This window comes from Streptomyces sp. NPDC002845 (assembly GCF_053591955.1).
Genome location: NZ_JBSFUU010000026.1, coordinates 43,051 through 58,410, shown reverse-complemented (window position 1 = coordinate 58,410; position 15,360 = coordinate 43,051). Strand labels below are relative to the sequence as shown.

11 protein-coding genes are annotated in these 15,360 nt (G+C 71.2%); 7 read left to right on the top strand and 4 right to left on the bottom strand.

Annotation, left to right across the window (positions count from 1 at the left end):
• Positions 1–243 precede the first annotated feature (243 nt).
• From ACWD3C_RS20440 to ACWD3C_RS20425, 4 genes are all read left to right on the top strand, one after another.
• A complete protein-coding gene (locus tag ACWD3C_RS20440; protein WP_451145781.1) occupies positions 244–1,398 on the top strand; it encodes an energy-coupling factor transporter transmembrane component T in 1,155 nt (384 codons plus the stop codon).
• Positions 1,395–3,149 carry an ABC transporter ATP-binding protein gene (locus tag ACWD3C_RS20435; RefSeq protein WP_451145779.1) on the top strand — a complete coding sequence of 585 codons (1,755 nt, stop codon included), beginning with the start codon at positions 1,395–1,397 and terminating at the stop codon, positions 3,147–3,149. Before ACWD3C_RS20440 ends, ACWD3C_RS20435 begins: the two co-directional genes overlap by 4 nt.
• Complete coding sequence (locus ACWD3C_RS20430) at positions 3,146–3,967, top strand: ECF transporter S component (protein WP_451145777.1); 822 nt, start codon at positions 3,146–3,148, stop codon at positions 3,965–3,967. The genes ACWD3C_RS20435 and ACWD3C_RS20430 overlap by 4 nt, the downstream gene beginning before the upstream one ends.
• 344 nt (positions 3,968–4,311) lie before the next feature.
• Entirely contained in the window at positions 4,312–4,716 is a 405-nt protein-coding gene (locus ACWD3C_RS20425) for an aggregation-promoting factor C-terminal-like domain-containing protein (RefSeq protein WP_451145775.1), read from the top strand.
• Positions 4,717–4,782: 66 nt separating this feature from the next.
• Here ACWD3C_RS20425 and ACWD3C_RS20420 read toward each other — a convergent pair whose 3' ends face one another.
• Positions 4,783–8,457 (bottom strand): S8 family peptidase, encoded by a 3,675-nt coding sequence (locus ACWD3C_RS20420; RefSeq protein ID WP_451145773.1) that lies wholly within the window; start codon positions 8,455–8,457, stop codon positions 4,783–4,785.
• A 117-nt stretch (positions 8,458–8,574) separates the two neighbouring features.
• Positions 8,575–8,964 carry an ATP-binding protein gene (locus ACWD3C_RS20415; protein ID WP_451145771.1) on the bottom strand — a complete coding sequence of 130 codons (390 nt, stop codon included), beginning with the start codon at positions 8,962–8,964 and terminating at the stop codon, positions 8,575–8,577.
• A 145-nt stretch (positions 8,965–9,109) separates the two neighbouring features.
• Between ACWD3C_RS20415 and ACWD3C_RS20410 the strand changes: the two genes are divergently transcribed.
• Positions 9,110–9,958 (top strand): helix-turn-helix domain-containing protein, encoded by an 849-nt coding sequence (locus ACWD3C_RS20410; protein ID WP_451145769.1) that lies wholly within the window; start codon positions 9,110–9,112, stop codon positions 9,956–9,958.
• A complete protein-coding gene (locus ACWD3C_RS20405; RefSeq protein WP_451145767.1) occupies positions 9,918–10,199 on the top strand; it encodes a DUF397 domain-containing protein in 282 nt (93 codons plus the stop codon). The genes ACWD3C_RS20410 and ACWD3C_RS20405 overlap by 41 nt, the downstream gene beginning before the upstream one ends.
• A 103-nt stretch (positions 10,200–10,302) precedes the next feature.
• Here ACWD3C_RS20405 and ACWD3C_RS20400 read toward each other — a convergent pair whose 3' ends face one another.
• On the bottom strand, positions 10,303–11,472 hold the full coding sequence (locus ACWD3C_RS20400) for a steroid 3-ketoacyl-CoA thiolase (protein ID WP_451145765.1): 1,170 nt from the start codon (positions 11,470–11,472) through the stop codon (positions 10,303–10,305).
• 264 nt (positions 11,473–11,736) lie between these two features.
• On the opposite strand from ACWD3C_RS20400, the gene ACWD3C_RS20395 reads away from it, so the two are divergent.
• Positions 11,737–12,972, top strand: coding sequence for a cytochrome P450 (locus ACWD3C_RS20395; protein WP_451145763.1), 1,236 nt, complete (start codon positions 11,737–11,739; stop codon positions 12,970–12,972).
• A gap of 198 nt (positions 12,973–13,170) precedes the next feature.
• On the opposite strand, the gene ACWD3C_RS20390 is transcribed toward ACWD3C_RS20395, so the two are convergent.
• A complete protein-coding gene (locus tag ACWD3C_RS20390) occupies positions 13,171–15,261 on the bottom strand; it encodes a bifunctional glycosyltransferase 87/phosphatase PAP2 family protein (RefSeq protein WP_451145761.1) in 2,091 nt (696 codons plus the stop codon).
• Positions 15,262–15,360: the final 99 nt, after the last annotated feature.

Genomic DNA, 15,360 nt, shown 5'->3' with positions numbered 1-15,360 from the left:
GTCATGGGGTTTCCCGCGCGAGCGCAGCCGAGAGTGGGGGAGCGTGCGATCGCAAGGCGCCGGAAGGTCCTCGATGGGGGTGCCCCCGCGCGAGCCGAGCGAAGCCGGTTCGAGCGTGAGGGAGGAGCCACGTGGGCGTTTCGGCAACGCGGCTGGGGGTCCCCCCCCCACGCCCTTAAGGCAGTGGGGGAGTGCGTGCCAGGCGGCGGGCGCCCGGCCGGGGATATGACACAGGCTCTGAGTATGAGGAGCGGCGCGAAAGGCCGGCATCCAGCCACGGTGCGCGTGGCGCCGGTGGCCGAAGCAGCCGAGGTCCAGCGGCAGCAGAGCCTCCACCCCGGTGCCTGGTGGCTCTGGGCCCTCGGCCTCGCCACCGCCGCCTCCCGCACCACCAACCCCCTCCTGCTCGCCCTCCTCATAGGCGTGGCGGGTTACGTCGTGGCCACCCACCGCACGGACGCCCCCTGGTCCCGCTCCTACACCGCCTTCGTCAAACTCGCCCTCGCCGTCCTCCTCATCCGCCTCGCCTTCGCCACGGTCCTCGGCTCCCCCATCCCGGGCACCCACGTCGTCGTCACCCTCCCCGAACTCCCCCTCCCCCACTGGGCCCAGGGCATCCGCGTCGGCGGCCGCGTCACGGCGGAGGGACTGGCCTTCGCCCTGTACGACGGCCTGAAACTCGCCACCCTCCTCATCTGCGTGGGCGCCGCGAACGCCCTCGCGAACCCGGCCCGGCTCCTCAAGTCGCTGCCGGGCGCCCTGTACGAGGCGGGCGTAGCCGTCGTGGTCGCCATGACGTTCGCCCCGAACCTCATCGCGGACGTACAGCGCCTGCGAGCGGCACGACGACTCCGCGGCCGTCCGGACTCCGGTCTGCGCGGCCTGGCGCAGATCGGACTCCCGGTCCTGGAAGGGGCGTTGGAGCGTTCGGTGGCCCTCGCGGCGGCGATGGACGCGCGCGGGTACGGCCGTACCGCCGAGGTCCCGCCCGCCGTCCGCCGTACGACCACCGCGCTCACCCTCGGCGGCCTGCTCGGCGTCTGCGCGGGAACGTACGGCGTCCTGACCGCCGAGGGCGGCACCTACGGCCTGCCCGTCCTCCTCACCGGCCTCGCCGCCGCCCTCGCGGGTCTCCGGCTGGGCGGCCGCCGGTCACCGCGCACCCGGTACCGGCCGGACGTGTGGGGCCTACGGGCATGGCTGGTGTCGGCGTCCGGTGCGTCGGCCGGGGCGTCGCTCATCGTCTACGGCGCCTACGCCCCCTCGGCGCTGCACCCCGGAGTCGTACCCCTCGTTCCTCCAGCCCTCCCCCTGTGGCCCGCGGCGGCGATCCTGCTCGGCCTGCTGCCGGCATTCGTCGTCCCCACTCCCCCGAAACAGACCAAGGAATCCGCGTGATCCGCTTCGAGGATGTCTCCGTGACGTACGACGGAGCGGCTCAACCCACCGTCCAGGGCCTGGACTTCGAGGTCCCGGAGGGTGAACTCGTGCTGCTGGTCGGCCCGTCGGGGGCCGGGAAGTCGACGGTGCTGAGCGCGGTGAGCGGTCTGGTGCCGCACTTCACGGGCGGCACCCTGCGCGGCCGGGTGACGGTGGCGGGCCGGGACACGCGCACGCACAAGCCGCGCGAACTCGCCGACGTGGTGGGCACGGTGGGCCAGGACCCGCTCTCCCACTTCGTGACGGACACGGTCGAGGACGAACTCGCGTACGGCATGGAGTCGTTGGGCACAGCCCCCGACGTCATGCGCCGCCGCGTCGAGGAGACCCTCGACCTGCTGGGCCTGACCGACCTCCGCGACCGCCCGATCGCCACCCTCTCCGGCGGCCAGCAACAGCGCGTCGCCATCGGCTCCGTCCTCACCCCGCACCCCGGGGTCCTGGTCCTCGACGAGCCCACCTCCGCCCTGGACCCGGCGGCCGCCGAGGAGGTCCTCGCCGTACTGCAACGCCTCGTCCACGACCTCGGTACGACGGTCCTGATGGCCGAACACCGCCTGGAACGCGTCATCCAGTACGCCGACCAGGTCGCCCTTCTCCCCTCCCCCGGCGCCCCTCTGGTCCTGGGCACACCGTCGGAGGTGATGGCCGTGTCCCCGGTGTACCCGCCGGTGGTCGACCTGGGCCGGCTGGCGGGCTGGTCACCGCTGCCGCTGACGGTGCGGGACGCGCGCCGCAGGGCGGGGGATCTGAGGGAGCGGCTGAGGACGACCCCGCCGAACCCGCCGAACACACCGAACCCGCCGAGCACACCGAGCACACCGAGCACACCGAACGAGCCGTCCGCACCCACCACACCACCTACCGCCCCCATCCCTCCCCGGCGCTCGGGCTTCCTCCGCAAGCGACGCACCCCCGAGCCCCCAACACCCCTCCCCACAGCGCTGGTCGAATCCCTCACCGTCCGCCGAGGCCGGACCCGAGCCCTCCACGACATCACCCTCACCACCGCCCCCGGCGAGACCATCGCCCTCATGGGCCGCAACGGCGCCGGAAAGTCCACCCTGCTCAGCGCCCTGGTCGGCCTGGTAGAACCGACGTCCGGCAAGGTCCGCGTAGGCGGCTCGGTCCCCCACCGCACGGCGCCCCGGGACCTGGTCCGCCGCGTGGGCCTCGTACCGCAGGAACCCCGTGACCTCCTGTACGCCGACACAGTGGCCGCCGAGTGCGCGGCGGCCGACGGCGACGCCGGCGCCGCACCCGGCACTTGCCGGACCCTGGTGTCGGACCTGCTCCCCGGTATCGCGGACGACACACACCCGAGGGACCTCTCGGAAGGCCAGCGCCTGGCCCTCGCCCTCGCGGTCGTCCTGACGGCCCGCCCGCCGCTGCTCCTCCTCGACGAACCGACCCGAGGGCTCGACTACGCGGCCAAGTCCCGCCTGGTCACGGTCCTGCGGGCACTCGCCGCCGAGGGCCACTCCATCCTGCTGGCCACCCATGACGTCGAGCTCGCCGCCGAACTGGCCGACCGGGTCGTCATCCTCGCGGACGGCGAGGTCGTGGCCGACGGCCCGACGGCCGACGTGGTCGTCGCGTCCCCGTCCTTCGCGCCCCAGGTCACCAAGATCCTGGCCCCGCAGGAGTGGCTGACGGTCACCCAGGTACGTGACGCACTCCCGGACGCGCCCTCGGGGGAGCGGCCGTGAACACGCCCCAGGCCCGCGCCATCCGCCTGGGCCCACGCTCGGTCGCCGCCCTCGCCCTGGTCAGCGCCATAGGCATCGCCGCCTTCGCCTGGCCCCTCTTCGCCGCCCCGTCCGCACAGATAACCGCCCACGCCCAGGACGCCCCCTGGCTCTTCGCGGGCCTGCTCGTGCTCCTGGTCGGCGTGGTGGCGGCGACGATCTCCGAGTCCGGTCTCGGCCCGAAGGCGGTCGCCATGCTCGGGGTGCTGGCCGCGACGGGGGCGGCGCTGCGCCCGATCGGGGCGGGGACGGCCGGAATCGAGCCGATGTTCTTCCTGATGGTGCTGAGCGGACGGGTCCTCGGCCCCGGCTTCGGCTTCGTTCTCGGCGCGGTCACGATGTTCGCGTCCGCGCTGCTGACGGGCGGGGTCGGCCCCTGGATGCCGTTCCAGATGCTGGCGATGGGCTGGTTCGCGCTGGGCGCGGGCCTGCTGCCGGGCCCGGACCGCCTGCGGGGCCGCGCGGAACTGCTCCTGCTCTCGGCGTACGGCTTCCTCGCGGCCTTCGCGTACGGCACCGTCATGAACCTCGCGGGCTGGCCCTTCCTCCCCGAGCCGGCGTCGAGTGTCGCGTACGACCCGGACGGCGCCCTCGGCACCAACCTGGCCCGCTTCCTCGCGTACTGCCTGGCCACCTCCCTCGGCTGGGACCTGGGCCGGGCCGCCGTCACCGTCGCCCTGACGCTCGCTCTCGGCCCGGCCGTCCTCAAGGCCCTGCGCCGGGCCACGCGCCGGGCGGCTTTCGAGACGCCGGTCACGTTCGACGCGCCCGCCGGGTGAGACGTCGTACGCCGACCGTCACGAAAGCCGTGGTGCACTCGTGAACCACCCCACAGGACGTACGTCACTTACGAAGCAGGGCAGTAGCCCAATCGGCTGACATGCACGCGCCGCAATAGCCCGCTGACCTGCACTTTGAGAGCCACGTCACACGGGCGGCCGATCACCCACATGCGACCACAACTAGTAAAAGGGGCGATTGCGGACAGATCCCCGAGCTGTTCCTCTGGAGCAGTCGCACGGCGCCGACGTGCCCACCCGGGCCTCGGCGCCGACGCATGTCCGCCGCACACACGCGGCTCCGGCATACGGCGACCATCCCGCCCCCGACGAAAGGCTCCCCCTTGTCCGCCTTCACCCTCCTCCGCCGCATCGCCTCCCCGAAGAAGGCCGCCGCCGTGGCCGTCGCGACCGTCGGCACGCTGCTCGCTGCCGCGCCCGCGCAGGCCGCGTCCGAGGCCGCCGAGGCCCAGGCGATCGCGAAGAAGATGATCGCGGGCTCGGCCCAGTACAAGTGCTTCGCCAACATCGTCGCCCACGAGAGCGGCTGGGACGTCAACGCGACCAACGCCTCCAGCGGCGCCTACGGCCTCGTCCAGGCCCTCCCCGGCTCCAAGATGGCCTCCGCCGGCTCCGACTGGAAGACCAACCCCGCCACCCAGATCAAGTGGGGCCTGGACTACATGAACGACCGCTACGGCAGCCCGTGCGGCGCGTGGAACTTCTGGCAGGCCAACAACTGGTACTGACCGGCCCACACACATGATGGCGGCGGCCCCGACTTCCGGGGCCGCCGCCATGGCTCCACAGCCGTATCAGGACTTCTTGAGCTTGTACGCCTTCTTCACGGTCACCTCGAAGGTGGATGCCGCGTCGGAGCCCTTGGCCCGCAGGCTGACATGGCCGTGGCCGTTGCGGTCGATGTGGTCGGCGGGCAGCGTGGCGAGATCCGGGTGTGTGATCAGCGCACGGTTCTTCAGGACCGGCACCTTCTTCCAGGTCGTACCGCCGTCGAAGGATGCCTCGACGGTCAGCGTGCGCAGCCTGCCGCGCGGCTGGTCGCCGGTGCGCTGGAGCTCGAAGGGCACGGCGACGACCCGGTTGTGCCCGGCGCGCGACCACTGGTCGACCCGGGGCTTGAAGCGGACCGTGGTCAGGGGCAGTGCGGCCGTCTCCGTCTCGGCGACCGTGCCGGAGCGGAAGGTCCAGACGCCCTCGACCTCGGTGGACACGCCGTACCACGGGGTGCGGTCGGCGTGGGCGCGCAGCGTGTACGTGCCGGTTCCGGCCGGGACCTGCCAGGCGGCGAGCGCCATGTTGCGCGGGAACTCCGCGGCGCCGTCCCGGCTCTTGGCGAGCTGTTCGCCGTCCCGTGTGAGGGTGTAGGTGTGGTCGGCGTAGACGTCGTCGCTCGCGAACAGGTGCCGCCGGTCGGAGTCGCCGCCCATCGGCAGGTCGACGGTGACGGTGTCGCCGCTGCGGGTCAGCTGACGGCCGTCGGCGGCGAGGGCGGGGGCGCCCACCGGGTGGTTCCAGTACTCGGTGCGGCGTCCGGGGCGGAACACCTCGGGCTCGGTGTACAGGGCGCCGGCCCGCAACGCGTCGACGGAGTCGGCGTTCTGCCAGGACCGGCGCAGCTCCTGGGACCAGGTGATGTCCTTGGAGGCGGTGTAGTACTCCGTGCGCGTGCCCGGCGAGGGCACGTTGACGCGCCGGCCGAAGGCCGCGATGCCCTTCAGGGTCGCGACGGCCAGCTTGGACTTCAGCGGGAAGGGCCGGTCGTACTGCCCGGTCTGCTCGGAGGCGCCGTAGTGGGCCTTGGTCCGGGCGAGCTGGAAGTCCCTGACGCGGCCGGTGAGGTCGGCCGGGATGCCGCCCTCGCGGACGGCGCCGAGGTAGTAGACCGGGCCGGTGGCGGTGGGGTATGTGTACCCGGGGTCGCTGGGGGCTCCGTCGGGGGCCGTGCCGAACTCGTAGCCCTCGGCGAGATCCTCGCGGTAGTACGTCGTGTAGGTGGAGCCGTTGGGGCGGGTCTTGGAGGGCACCGCCCAGTAGTCCGGCGGAAGGTGGTCGTACGCCACGGAGATCGAGGTGCTCGTCGGCTGGGACTGTCCTTCCGGAACCGTGGTCTGCCGCTGGAGAATGCCGGCGTCCTGGAAGATCCGCTCGACGTTCTGGTTGTCGACCGTGTGGCCGAGTCTGCGGGCCGCCGTGCCGCCCAGGGTGAGTTCGGTCGCCTCCGTCACCCGGACGAAGGGTTCACCGGCGAAGACGTGGTCGCTGGGGAACCAGTAACTGTCCTGCCCGTAGCGGCTGATGATGGCGGAGACGCCGTACGACCCGGCCGGCACCCTCAGCTGCACGGCGGAGTCGGCGGTCGCCACGATCGGCCGCTCGAACGGCATCACGGCGCGGTCCAGCGGCATGAGGCTGACCATCGAGATGTCGCTCGCCGGGTCGCCGAGGTGGTCACGGAGCCGGACCGTCACCTCGTAGCTCTCGGGTTCCAGGGTGAGCCCGACCGGGACCTGGACCTCCATGTCCCCGGCGGTGGCGGTGAGGAGGGCGGAGAGGGCTCCTCCGGTACGGATGTCGTTGTCCCGGAACTCGACGATCGCGGTGGCCGTGCCATGGGCGGGCACGGTCAGCCGGTCCTCGGCCAGGGCGAGCAGGTCGGTGGGCAGGTCCCCCTGGGTGGACATGACGTCGAGGGCGAGGTCCAGGGTGACGGGGGCGTCGGAGGAGTTGGTGAAGGACACCTTGCGGGTGGTGTCGTCGGTACGGGGCCAGGTGACGTGACCGAAGTTGACCGTGGTTGAGGTGGCCGTCACGGGCTGGTCGAGGGCACGCTCCACGTCGATCATGCCGGAGCCCTGGTCGTACACCGACTCGCCGGTGCTCGGGCGGGCGCTGGAGACGAGGGCCCGGGCCACCTGCCGCGGCGTCCAGTCGGGGTGGGCCTGCATGACGAGGGCCGCCGCGCCGGCGACCGCGGGCGCCGCCATCGACGTACCCGAGAGGCGGGTGTAGTTGTCGTCGACCGGCCCCTCGGGTCCCTCACGGTCGAAGTCGCCGATGGACGTGCCGATGGCGCGCGCCGCCGTCACGGCGACGCCGGGGGCCTTGACGTTGGGCTTGACCGCGTAGTTGCCGAACAGCGGACCGCGGCTGGAGAAGCTCGCGATCGTGCCGTCTCCTCCGGCCGCGCCCGCGGCCAGCGCTCCCTCGGCGGCGGCCGGCGCGGAGACGGTGAAGGAGCCCGAGCCGCTGTTGCCGGCCGAGACGACCGGGAGCACGCCCTGCTCCAGCAGCGCGTCGGTGGCCAGCGACCAGGGGTCGGTGCCGTCGCTCAACGCGGTCGAGCCGAGGGACATGTTGACGATGTCGACGCCCTGGTCGGCCGCCCACTCCATGCCGTCGATGATGTGCGAGAGGGAGCCGAGAGGGCCGGACAGCACGCGCCCGCTGAGGATCTCGGCGCCGGGCGCGACGCCCGCGTACTTCCCCTCGGAGGCGGCGCCCGTACCGGCGATGATTCCGGCGACGTGCGTGCCGTGACCGTCGACGTCGCCGGTCTCGTCGTCCCAGGTGATGAAGTTCTCGGACGCCGAGACCCGGTCCTCCAGGTCGGGGTGGGTGGCCCGTACGCCGGTGTCGAGGACGGCGATGCGGATGCCCTTGCCGTCCAGGCCGCGGGCCCCGGCGCCGTCCGCGTTGATCTGCCCGACCAGGTCGCTGACGGCGACGTCCCCTTCCGGGGTGGTCTCCGGCTCGTCGCCCGCCGCGCTCCGTGCGTCGGTGAGTTCGACCGGGGTGTCCAGCCAGACGTTCTCGACGACGGAACGGAGTCCGCCCGCCCCGCTCCTCGCGGGGGCGGCGAGGGTCCGCCACAGCTCGCCCCGGTCGTCCTTCGGACGGGTCACGGCGGTGGCGTCGATCGACTCCAGGGCGACGGTTTCCCGCGCGACGGCCTCGGAGCGCGTGGCCGCGGGCAGCCGCTCACCGCTGTGCCGGATGATCAGCGGCAGGCCGCCGTGGCGCCGGGTGCCGTCGCCCCTGTCATCGGCCGCGTCGTCGGCCGCCTCGTCGAAGCCGAAACGTTCCAGCGCGCTGAGGTTGAAGAGCTGTTCGTCGACCTGGCCGGAGGCGACCAACGGGGCCACGTCGGTCGGTATGACGCTGAAGTCGTCCTCGCCCGTCGTCGTACGCAGGAAGCCGACGCGCTCGCGGCCCGGGGCCGGCTCGACATCGACGCGGGCCCCGTCACCGGACGCCTCCACGGTGACGACGTCTCCGGTGACGAGGGTGAACCGCTTGCCCTCCAACTCCGCCGGAGCGGTGGGAGTGGCGGAGGAGGCGGGGGTTGGGGATGGGGCTGGGCCGGGGACGGGGGCGGAGGTGGACGCGGTGGATATACCGCTTTGGGAGGTGAGAAGCAGGACCGTCGCGAGGACACTGCCCGTGCAAGCCGTGGCAAGACGTCTCGGCACGCGAACTCCGTTCAAAGTGGGGGGTGTTGGGGGATGCCGAACGAAGGAGCGCGAGCCAAGATAGCGAAGAGTTCAGCTTTGTTGAAGTCTCACCAGTCGTTCTCGGCCTCAGACGCATCAGGGAGGGCCGAGGACATTACCCCGCGAAGTCCAGCACTCGAACCACACCACCTTGCCGCTTCCACCCCTCGGTTCCACCCCCCACTTGCCTGCCACCGCGTCCAGCAGCACAAGTCCTCGGCCTCCCTCCCCCTCCAGCGACAAGTCGTCTGGAGTGACGGGAAGTCGAGCGGACCCGTCCGCCACCTCCACCCGGACTCCCGCCTCCTGCCGCAGCATCAGCAGCGCGCAGCGCCGGTCCGGGACATGGCGTACGACGTTGGCGACGAGCTCGGTCACGCCGAGTTCAACGGCGTCGGTCAGCTCCGCCATGTCCCACTCGTCCAGCAAGGAGCGGGCGATACGGCGGATATGGCGTGCGGAGTGCTCGCCGACGGTGAGGCGCATGGAGTACTGGACGGGGCGAATGCCCAGCAGGATGGGGGGAAGTATCCGTTCACACCACAAGACTGACCACGCGCAACTACCCTCGGCTACAGAACGGATACAACCGGTTCCGCAGTGGACCGAGTTGAGCGAGAGGGGACCGCGCGTGACCCATATCAACGTCCTCGACCCGGGCGCTTCGCCGCTCGACTTCTACGGCTACGAGCTACGGCGACATCGTGAGGCCGCCGGGCTGACACTGCGGCAGCTCGGGGACATCCTCAACTACACGGGCTCGCTGATCGGGCAGATCGAGACGGCGAGGAAGGTTCCGACACCGGAGTTCAGCGAGCGGGTGGACGCGGCGCTGGGGACGGGCGGCTCGTTCTCCCGGCTCGTCGAGCTGGTGCTGCGCAGTCAACTTCCGGCCTGGTTCCAACAGGTGGCGGAGTTGGAGACGCGGGCGGTCGAGGTCTGCACCTTCCAGACGCACATGATCCACGGTCTCCTCCAGACCAAGGGGTACGTGCGTGCCGTGCTCGGCGCGCTGGACCAGACCGACCTCGACGACCGCACCGCCGTACGGCTCGCCCGTCAGCGCATCTTCGAGAAGAAGGAGCCGCCGATCCTGTGGGCGATCATCAGTGAAGCCGCGCTGTACCAGGAGATCGGCGGCCCGGAGACCATGCGGGAGCAACTGGCCCACCTGTTGTCGTTCGAGGACACCCCCCGGATCAACATCCAGGTGCTGCCGTTCTCGGTCGGAGCGCACGCGGGACTGACAGGCTCGTTCACCCTCTTCCGCTTCGCGAGCGATCCGACCATCGTCTACACCGAGGGCTACGGCAGCGGGCATCCGACCGCCAATCCGGACACCGTCAAGGACTGCTCGCTCCGTTACGATCATCTCCGAGCCGCCGCGCTCTCCCTCAGGGACTCGGCGGAGCTGATCCGGCGCGTGATGGAGGAACGGTATGGCGAGCAACTCGATCCCGACCGGGGCCCGGTGGCGTAAGTCCAGCTACAGCAGTGACCAGGGCGGCGACTGCGTCGAGTGCGCACCCCTCGGCCCCCTGGCCTGGCGCAAGTCGACGTACAGCAGCGACCAGGGCGGCGAATGCGTCGAGATCGCCGAACCCCCCTGCGCCACCACCATCGCCATACGCGACTCCAAGATGCCCACGGGCCCGGCGCTCACCGTCACCCCCGCCGCCTTCACGGCGTTCGTCGACTGGTCCGCGGCCTCCGCTGTGTAGGCAGCAATTGGCAGCTTTGGCTCAACAGCCGACCCCCGCCACCAGGCCCGCAGGCAACTCGGCATGAGCCAAAGCTGCCAATTACCCACTCCCCGGCTGCCCGCTACAGCCGCTGAATGATCGTCCCGGTGGCCAGCCCACCCCCGGCGCACATCGTGATCAGCGCGAACTCCTTGTCACGGCGCTCCAGTTCATGGAGCGCGGTGGTGATCAGCCGAGCCCCGGTGGCCCCCACCGGATGCCCGAGCGCGATCCCGCCCCCGTTGACGTTGACCTTCTCAAGGTCCTGCTCGAAGACCTGGGCCCAGCTCAACACCACTGAAGCGAAGGCCTCGTTGATCTCCACGAGGTCGATGTCCTTCAGCGACATGCCGGCCTTGCCCAGTACGGCCTTGGTTGCGTCGATCGGGCCGTCCAGGTGGAAGTGCGGGTCGGCCCCGACCAGCGCCTGCGCCGCGATCCGCGCCCGGGGCTTCAGCTTCAGCGCCCGCGCCATCCGCTTGGACGCCCACATGATGGCGGCGGAACCGTCACTGATCTGCGACGAGTTGCCCGCCGTGTGCACGGCCGTAGGCATGATCGGCTTCAGGCCCGCCAGCGCCTCCATCGACGTATCGCGCAGCCCCTCGTCCCGGTCGACCAGCCGCCACATGCCCTGCCCGGCCCGCTGTTCCTCCTCCGTCGTCGGGACCTGCACCGCGAACGTCTCGCGCTTGAACCGTTCCTCGGCCCAGGCCGCGGCGGCCCGTTCCTGCGAGATGAGGCCCAGGGAGTCCACGTCCTGGCGGGTCAGCCCCCGGCGGCGGGCGATCCGTTCCGCCGCCTCGAACTGGTTGGGCAGGTCGACGTTCCACTCGTCCGGGAACGGCTTCCCCGGCCCGTGCTTGGACCCGGACCCGAGCGGGACGCGGGACATCGCCTCGACGCCACAGCTGATCCCGATGTCGATGACGCCCGCCGCGACCATGTTGGCCACCATGTGCGACGCCTGCTGCGAGGAGCCGCACTGGCAGTCGACGGTCGTGGCGGCCGTCTCGTAGGGCAGGCCCATGGTCAGCCAGGCCGTGCGGGCGGGGTTCATGGACTGTTCGCCGGCGTGGGTCACCGTGCCGCCGACGATCTGCTCGACGCAGTCGGCGTGGATGCCGGTGCGGCCGAGGAGTTCGCGGTAGGTCTCGCCCAGGAGGTAGGCGGGGTGGAGGTTGGCGAGCGCGCCGCCGCGCTTGCCGATGGGGGTGCGTACGGCTTCGACGATCACGGGTTCCGCGGCCATGGGGAGTTCCTCTCCTCGGGTCACCCGCGCGGCGCGGGCGTCCCGGCCACCCGCCACGCAGAACTAGTACGCGTTCTAGTTCTGACAAACAGTCTGCTGACACTCCGTCCACCGCCGCAAGGGTCGTGCAGCCTCCGAAGTCGTGATCTGCACGAATCCCGCACGCAATTCGGGCTGCCGCACCCCTTGCCACTTGTAGAACCCGTTATTACCTTCACGGCGATTCACTATTTCTGATGGACCGTCAGATGGCTGGAGCTGCCCATGCCCTGTCCAGCGCTGCCCGACGGGTTCGACTTCACCGATCCCGATCTGCTGCAAGACCACATCCCCTTCCCGGAGTTCGCCGAGCTGCGCCGCGTCGAACCGGTCCACTGGGTCCCGCAGCGGCCGGGCCTCGCGGGCTTCCAGGACGACGGGTACTGGGCCGTCACCCGGCACGCGGACGTCAAGTACGTCTCCACGCACCCGGAGTTGTTCTCCTCGACCCTCAACACGGCGATCATCCGGTTCAACGAGCACATCGAGCGCGACGCGATCGACGCCCAGCGGCTGATCCTGCTCAACATGGACCCGCCGGAGCACACCCGGGTCCGGGGGATCATCCAGCGCGGTTTCACTCCGCGCTCCATCCGCGCGCTGGAGGACCGGCTGCGCAACCGCGCCCACTCCATCATGCAGGGCGCCCTCGCGCACTCCGGGCCCTTCGACTTCGTCACCCAGGTCGCCTGCGAGCTGCCCCTCCAGGCGATCGCCGAGCTGATCGGGGTCCCGCAGGACGACCGGACCAAGATCTTCGACTGGTCCAACAAGATGATCGCGTACGACGACCCCGAGTACGCCATCACGGAGGAGGTCGGCCAGGAGGCCGCCACCGAGATCCTCGCGTACGCCATGAACATGGCCGCCGACCGCAAGCAGTGCCCCGCCAAGGACATCGTCACCACGCTGGTCGCGGCCGAGGACGAGGGCAACCTCACCTCCGACGAGTTCGGCTTCTTCGTGCTGATGCTGGCCGTGGCGGGCAATGAGACCACCCGTAACGCCATCACCCACGGCATGCACGCCTTCCTCACCCACCCCGAGCAGTGGGACCTCTACAAGAGGGAGCGCCCCGCCACCGCCGCCGAGGAGATCGTCCGCTGGGCCACCCCGGTCATCTCCTTCCAGCGCACCGCCACCCAGGACACGGAGTTGGGCGGCCGGCAGATCAAGAAGGGCGACCGCGTCGGCCTCTTCTACTCCTCCGCCAACCACGACCCCGAGGTCTTCGACGACCCCGACGCCTTCGACATCACCCGCGACCCCAACCCCCACCTCGGCTTCGGTGGCGGAGGCCCGCACTACTGCCTCGGCAAGTCCCTGGCCGTCCTGGAGATCGACCTCATCTTCAACGCCATCGCCGACGCCATGCCGAACCTCCGCCTGGTGGGCGACCCACGACGGCTCCGCTCCGCCTGGATCAACGGCGTCAAGGAACTCCAGGTCACCGCAGGCTGAGCCCCCTCCCACTCGGGCCGACGGCTTTCCCGGAGCCGCCGGCCCGTCCCGCGGGAGGCAGGGGCATCCCCCCTACGCCCCGCCCCTGCCTCCCCCGGGGCTCGCAGCCGAAACCGACCACAGCCTGACCTCGCCGCGGCCGCGAGCAGCGGGCCGCTGCCCAACCCGCGACGGTGACCGTGCCGGGCGTCCGCCGGATCAGCTCGGGGTGCGGTCCTTCACCAGGTCCGCCGGGCCGCTGCTGACCTCCGCCGCCTTCACGGCCGTACGGGCGCGCGGGCCCTGCAGGACGTACGTGAGCCCGAAGCCGGCGGCGACGACGACCGCTCCGCCCACCGCGTCGAGGATCCAGTGGTTGCCGGTCGCCACGATCGCCGAGAACGTGAACAACGGATGCAGCAGGCCGAGCGCCTTCATCCACATCCTGGGCGCCAGGATCACGATCACCAGGCCGCACCACAACGACCAGCCGAAGTGCAGCGAGGGCATCGCCGCGTACTGGTTGGTGACCGCGGTCAGCGTGCCGTAGTCCGGCTTGGAGAAGTCCTGTACGCCGTGGACGGTGTCGATGATCCCGAGGCCCGGCATCAGGCGGGGCGGCGCCAGCGGGTAGAGCCAGAAGCCGACGAGGGCGAGCACGGTGGCGAAGCCGAGGGACGAGCGGGCCCAGCGGTAGTCGGCGGGGCGGCGCACGTAGAGGACGCCGAGGACCGACAGCGGGACGACGAAGTGGAACGACGTGTAGTAGAAGTCGAAGAAGTCCCGCAGCCAGTCGACCTTCACCACCGCGTGGTTGACCCAGTGCTCCACGTCCAGGAACAGGGCCTTCTCGATGGAGAGGATCTGCTCCGCGTGCTCCTCGGCGGTGGCCCGGCCACCCGTCACCGCGATCCGGACCTGCTGGTAGGCGGCGTACGTGACGCGGACCAGGAGCAGTTCGAGGAGCAGGTTCGGGCGGGTGAGGACGCGGCGCAGGAACGGCAGGAGGGGGATGCGGATGGGGGTGGAGATGGGGATCTTGCGGGTCCTGGGGGTGCCTTCCGGGGCGTCGAGGCCCGGCGAGCGGGCGGGGACCGGGTCGGCGTACCGCGTCGGGACCGGGGACCGGTAGTGCGGTGAGGTGCGGGACAGGAACGGGACGACCAGGGCGGCGGCCAGCGCGGCGAGGAGGACGACGTTGTCGCGCAGGGGGAACAGGGCCGCCATGTTCGGCAGCATCATCTTCGCGGGCAGCGTCATCACGAGGATGACGGCGACCGGCCACACATACCGGTCGGAGGCCTTCTTGCCGACCCGGCCGGCCACCGCGAGCAGCACCCACAGCAGCTGGTGCTTCCAGGAGGTCGGCGAGACGGCGACCACGACACAGCCGGTGAGCGCGACGGCGAGCAGCAGCTGTCCGTCGCGGGCGTAGCGCACGGCCCGCCGCAGGCCGAGTACGCCGACGGTGGCGCCCAGCGCCAGGAACAGGGTGATCTCCAGCGGCCCGGACAGGCCCAGCCGCAGCAGCGCGCCGTGCAGCGACTGGTTGGCGAGGTCGTCCGCCCGCCCGCCGAGGCCGACGCCCGCGAGGTGGTGGACCCAGTAGGTGTACGAGTCGTGCGGCAGCGCGGCCCAGGCCAGCACGGTGCACGCGGCGAACGCGGCCCCGGCGGTGACGGCGGCCCGGCGGCGCCCGGTGAACCACAGGAGCGGTGCGAAGAGCAGCACGGTCGGCTGGAAGGCGGCGGCCACGCCGATGAACACCCCGCTGGTGCGCTCACCCCGGACCGCGAAGCATCCGGCGACGACGAGCAGGACGGGGATGATGCTGGTCTGGCCGAGGTGGAGCGTGTTGCGCACGGGCAGCGACAGCATCAGCAGGCTGATCGCGACGGGCGCGGCGAGCAGGGCCGTACGGCGGCTCACCGGCTTCGGCAGGGCGCGCGCGACGATCAGACCCAGGGCGACGACCAGCAGGAGGGTGCCGAAGGTCCAGCCCCAGCCGAGGGCCTGTTCCGCCGAACGGGTCAGCGGCTTGAGAACGAGCCCCCCGAACGGCGTACCCGTGAACTGCGTCGAGTCGTACAGCGAGCCCTTCACATGCAGGACCCCGTTCGGGCCGACCCAGGTCTCCAGGGCCGTCAGCCGCTCCCCCTTCGGCGTACTCAGGACGACGGCGACCTGGCGGACCGCCAGCACCCCGGCGACCAGCCACAGCACGGCCCGGACGGCCTCCAGCCGCACCCGCACCGTGTCTGCCGTGCCCGCCCCCAAGGCATTACCCGGTCTCTGCTCCGCGTTCGCCACGCCCCGTCGGCCCTCCGCCCCGTTCAGTCCTGTGTGCCGCCCCTGTGAGCACCCTAAAGAGCCACTTCAAGGAACACAGCCCCCTGAGTGTGGGACGCA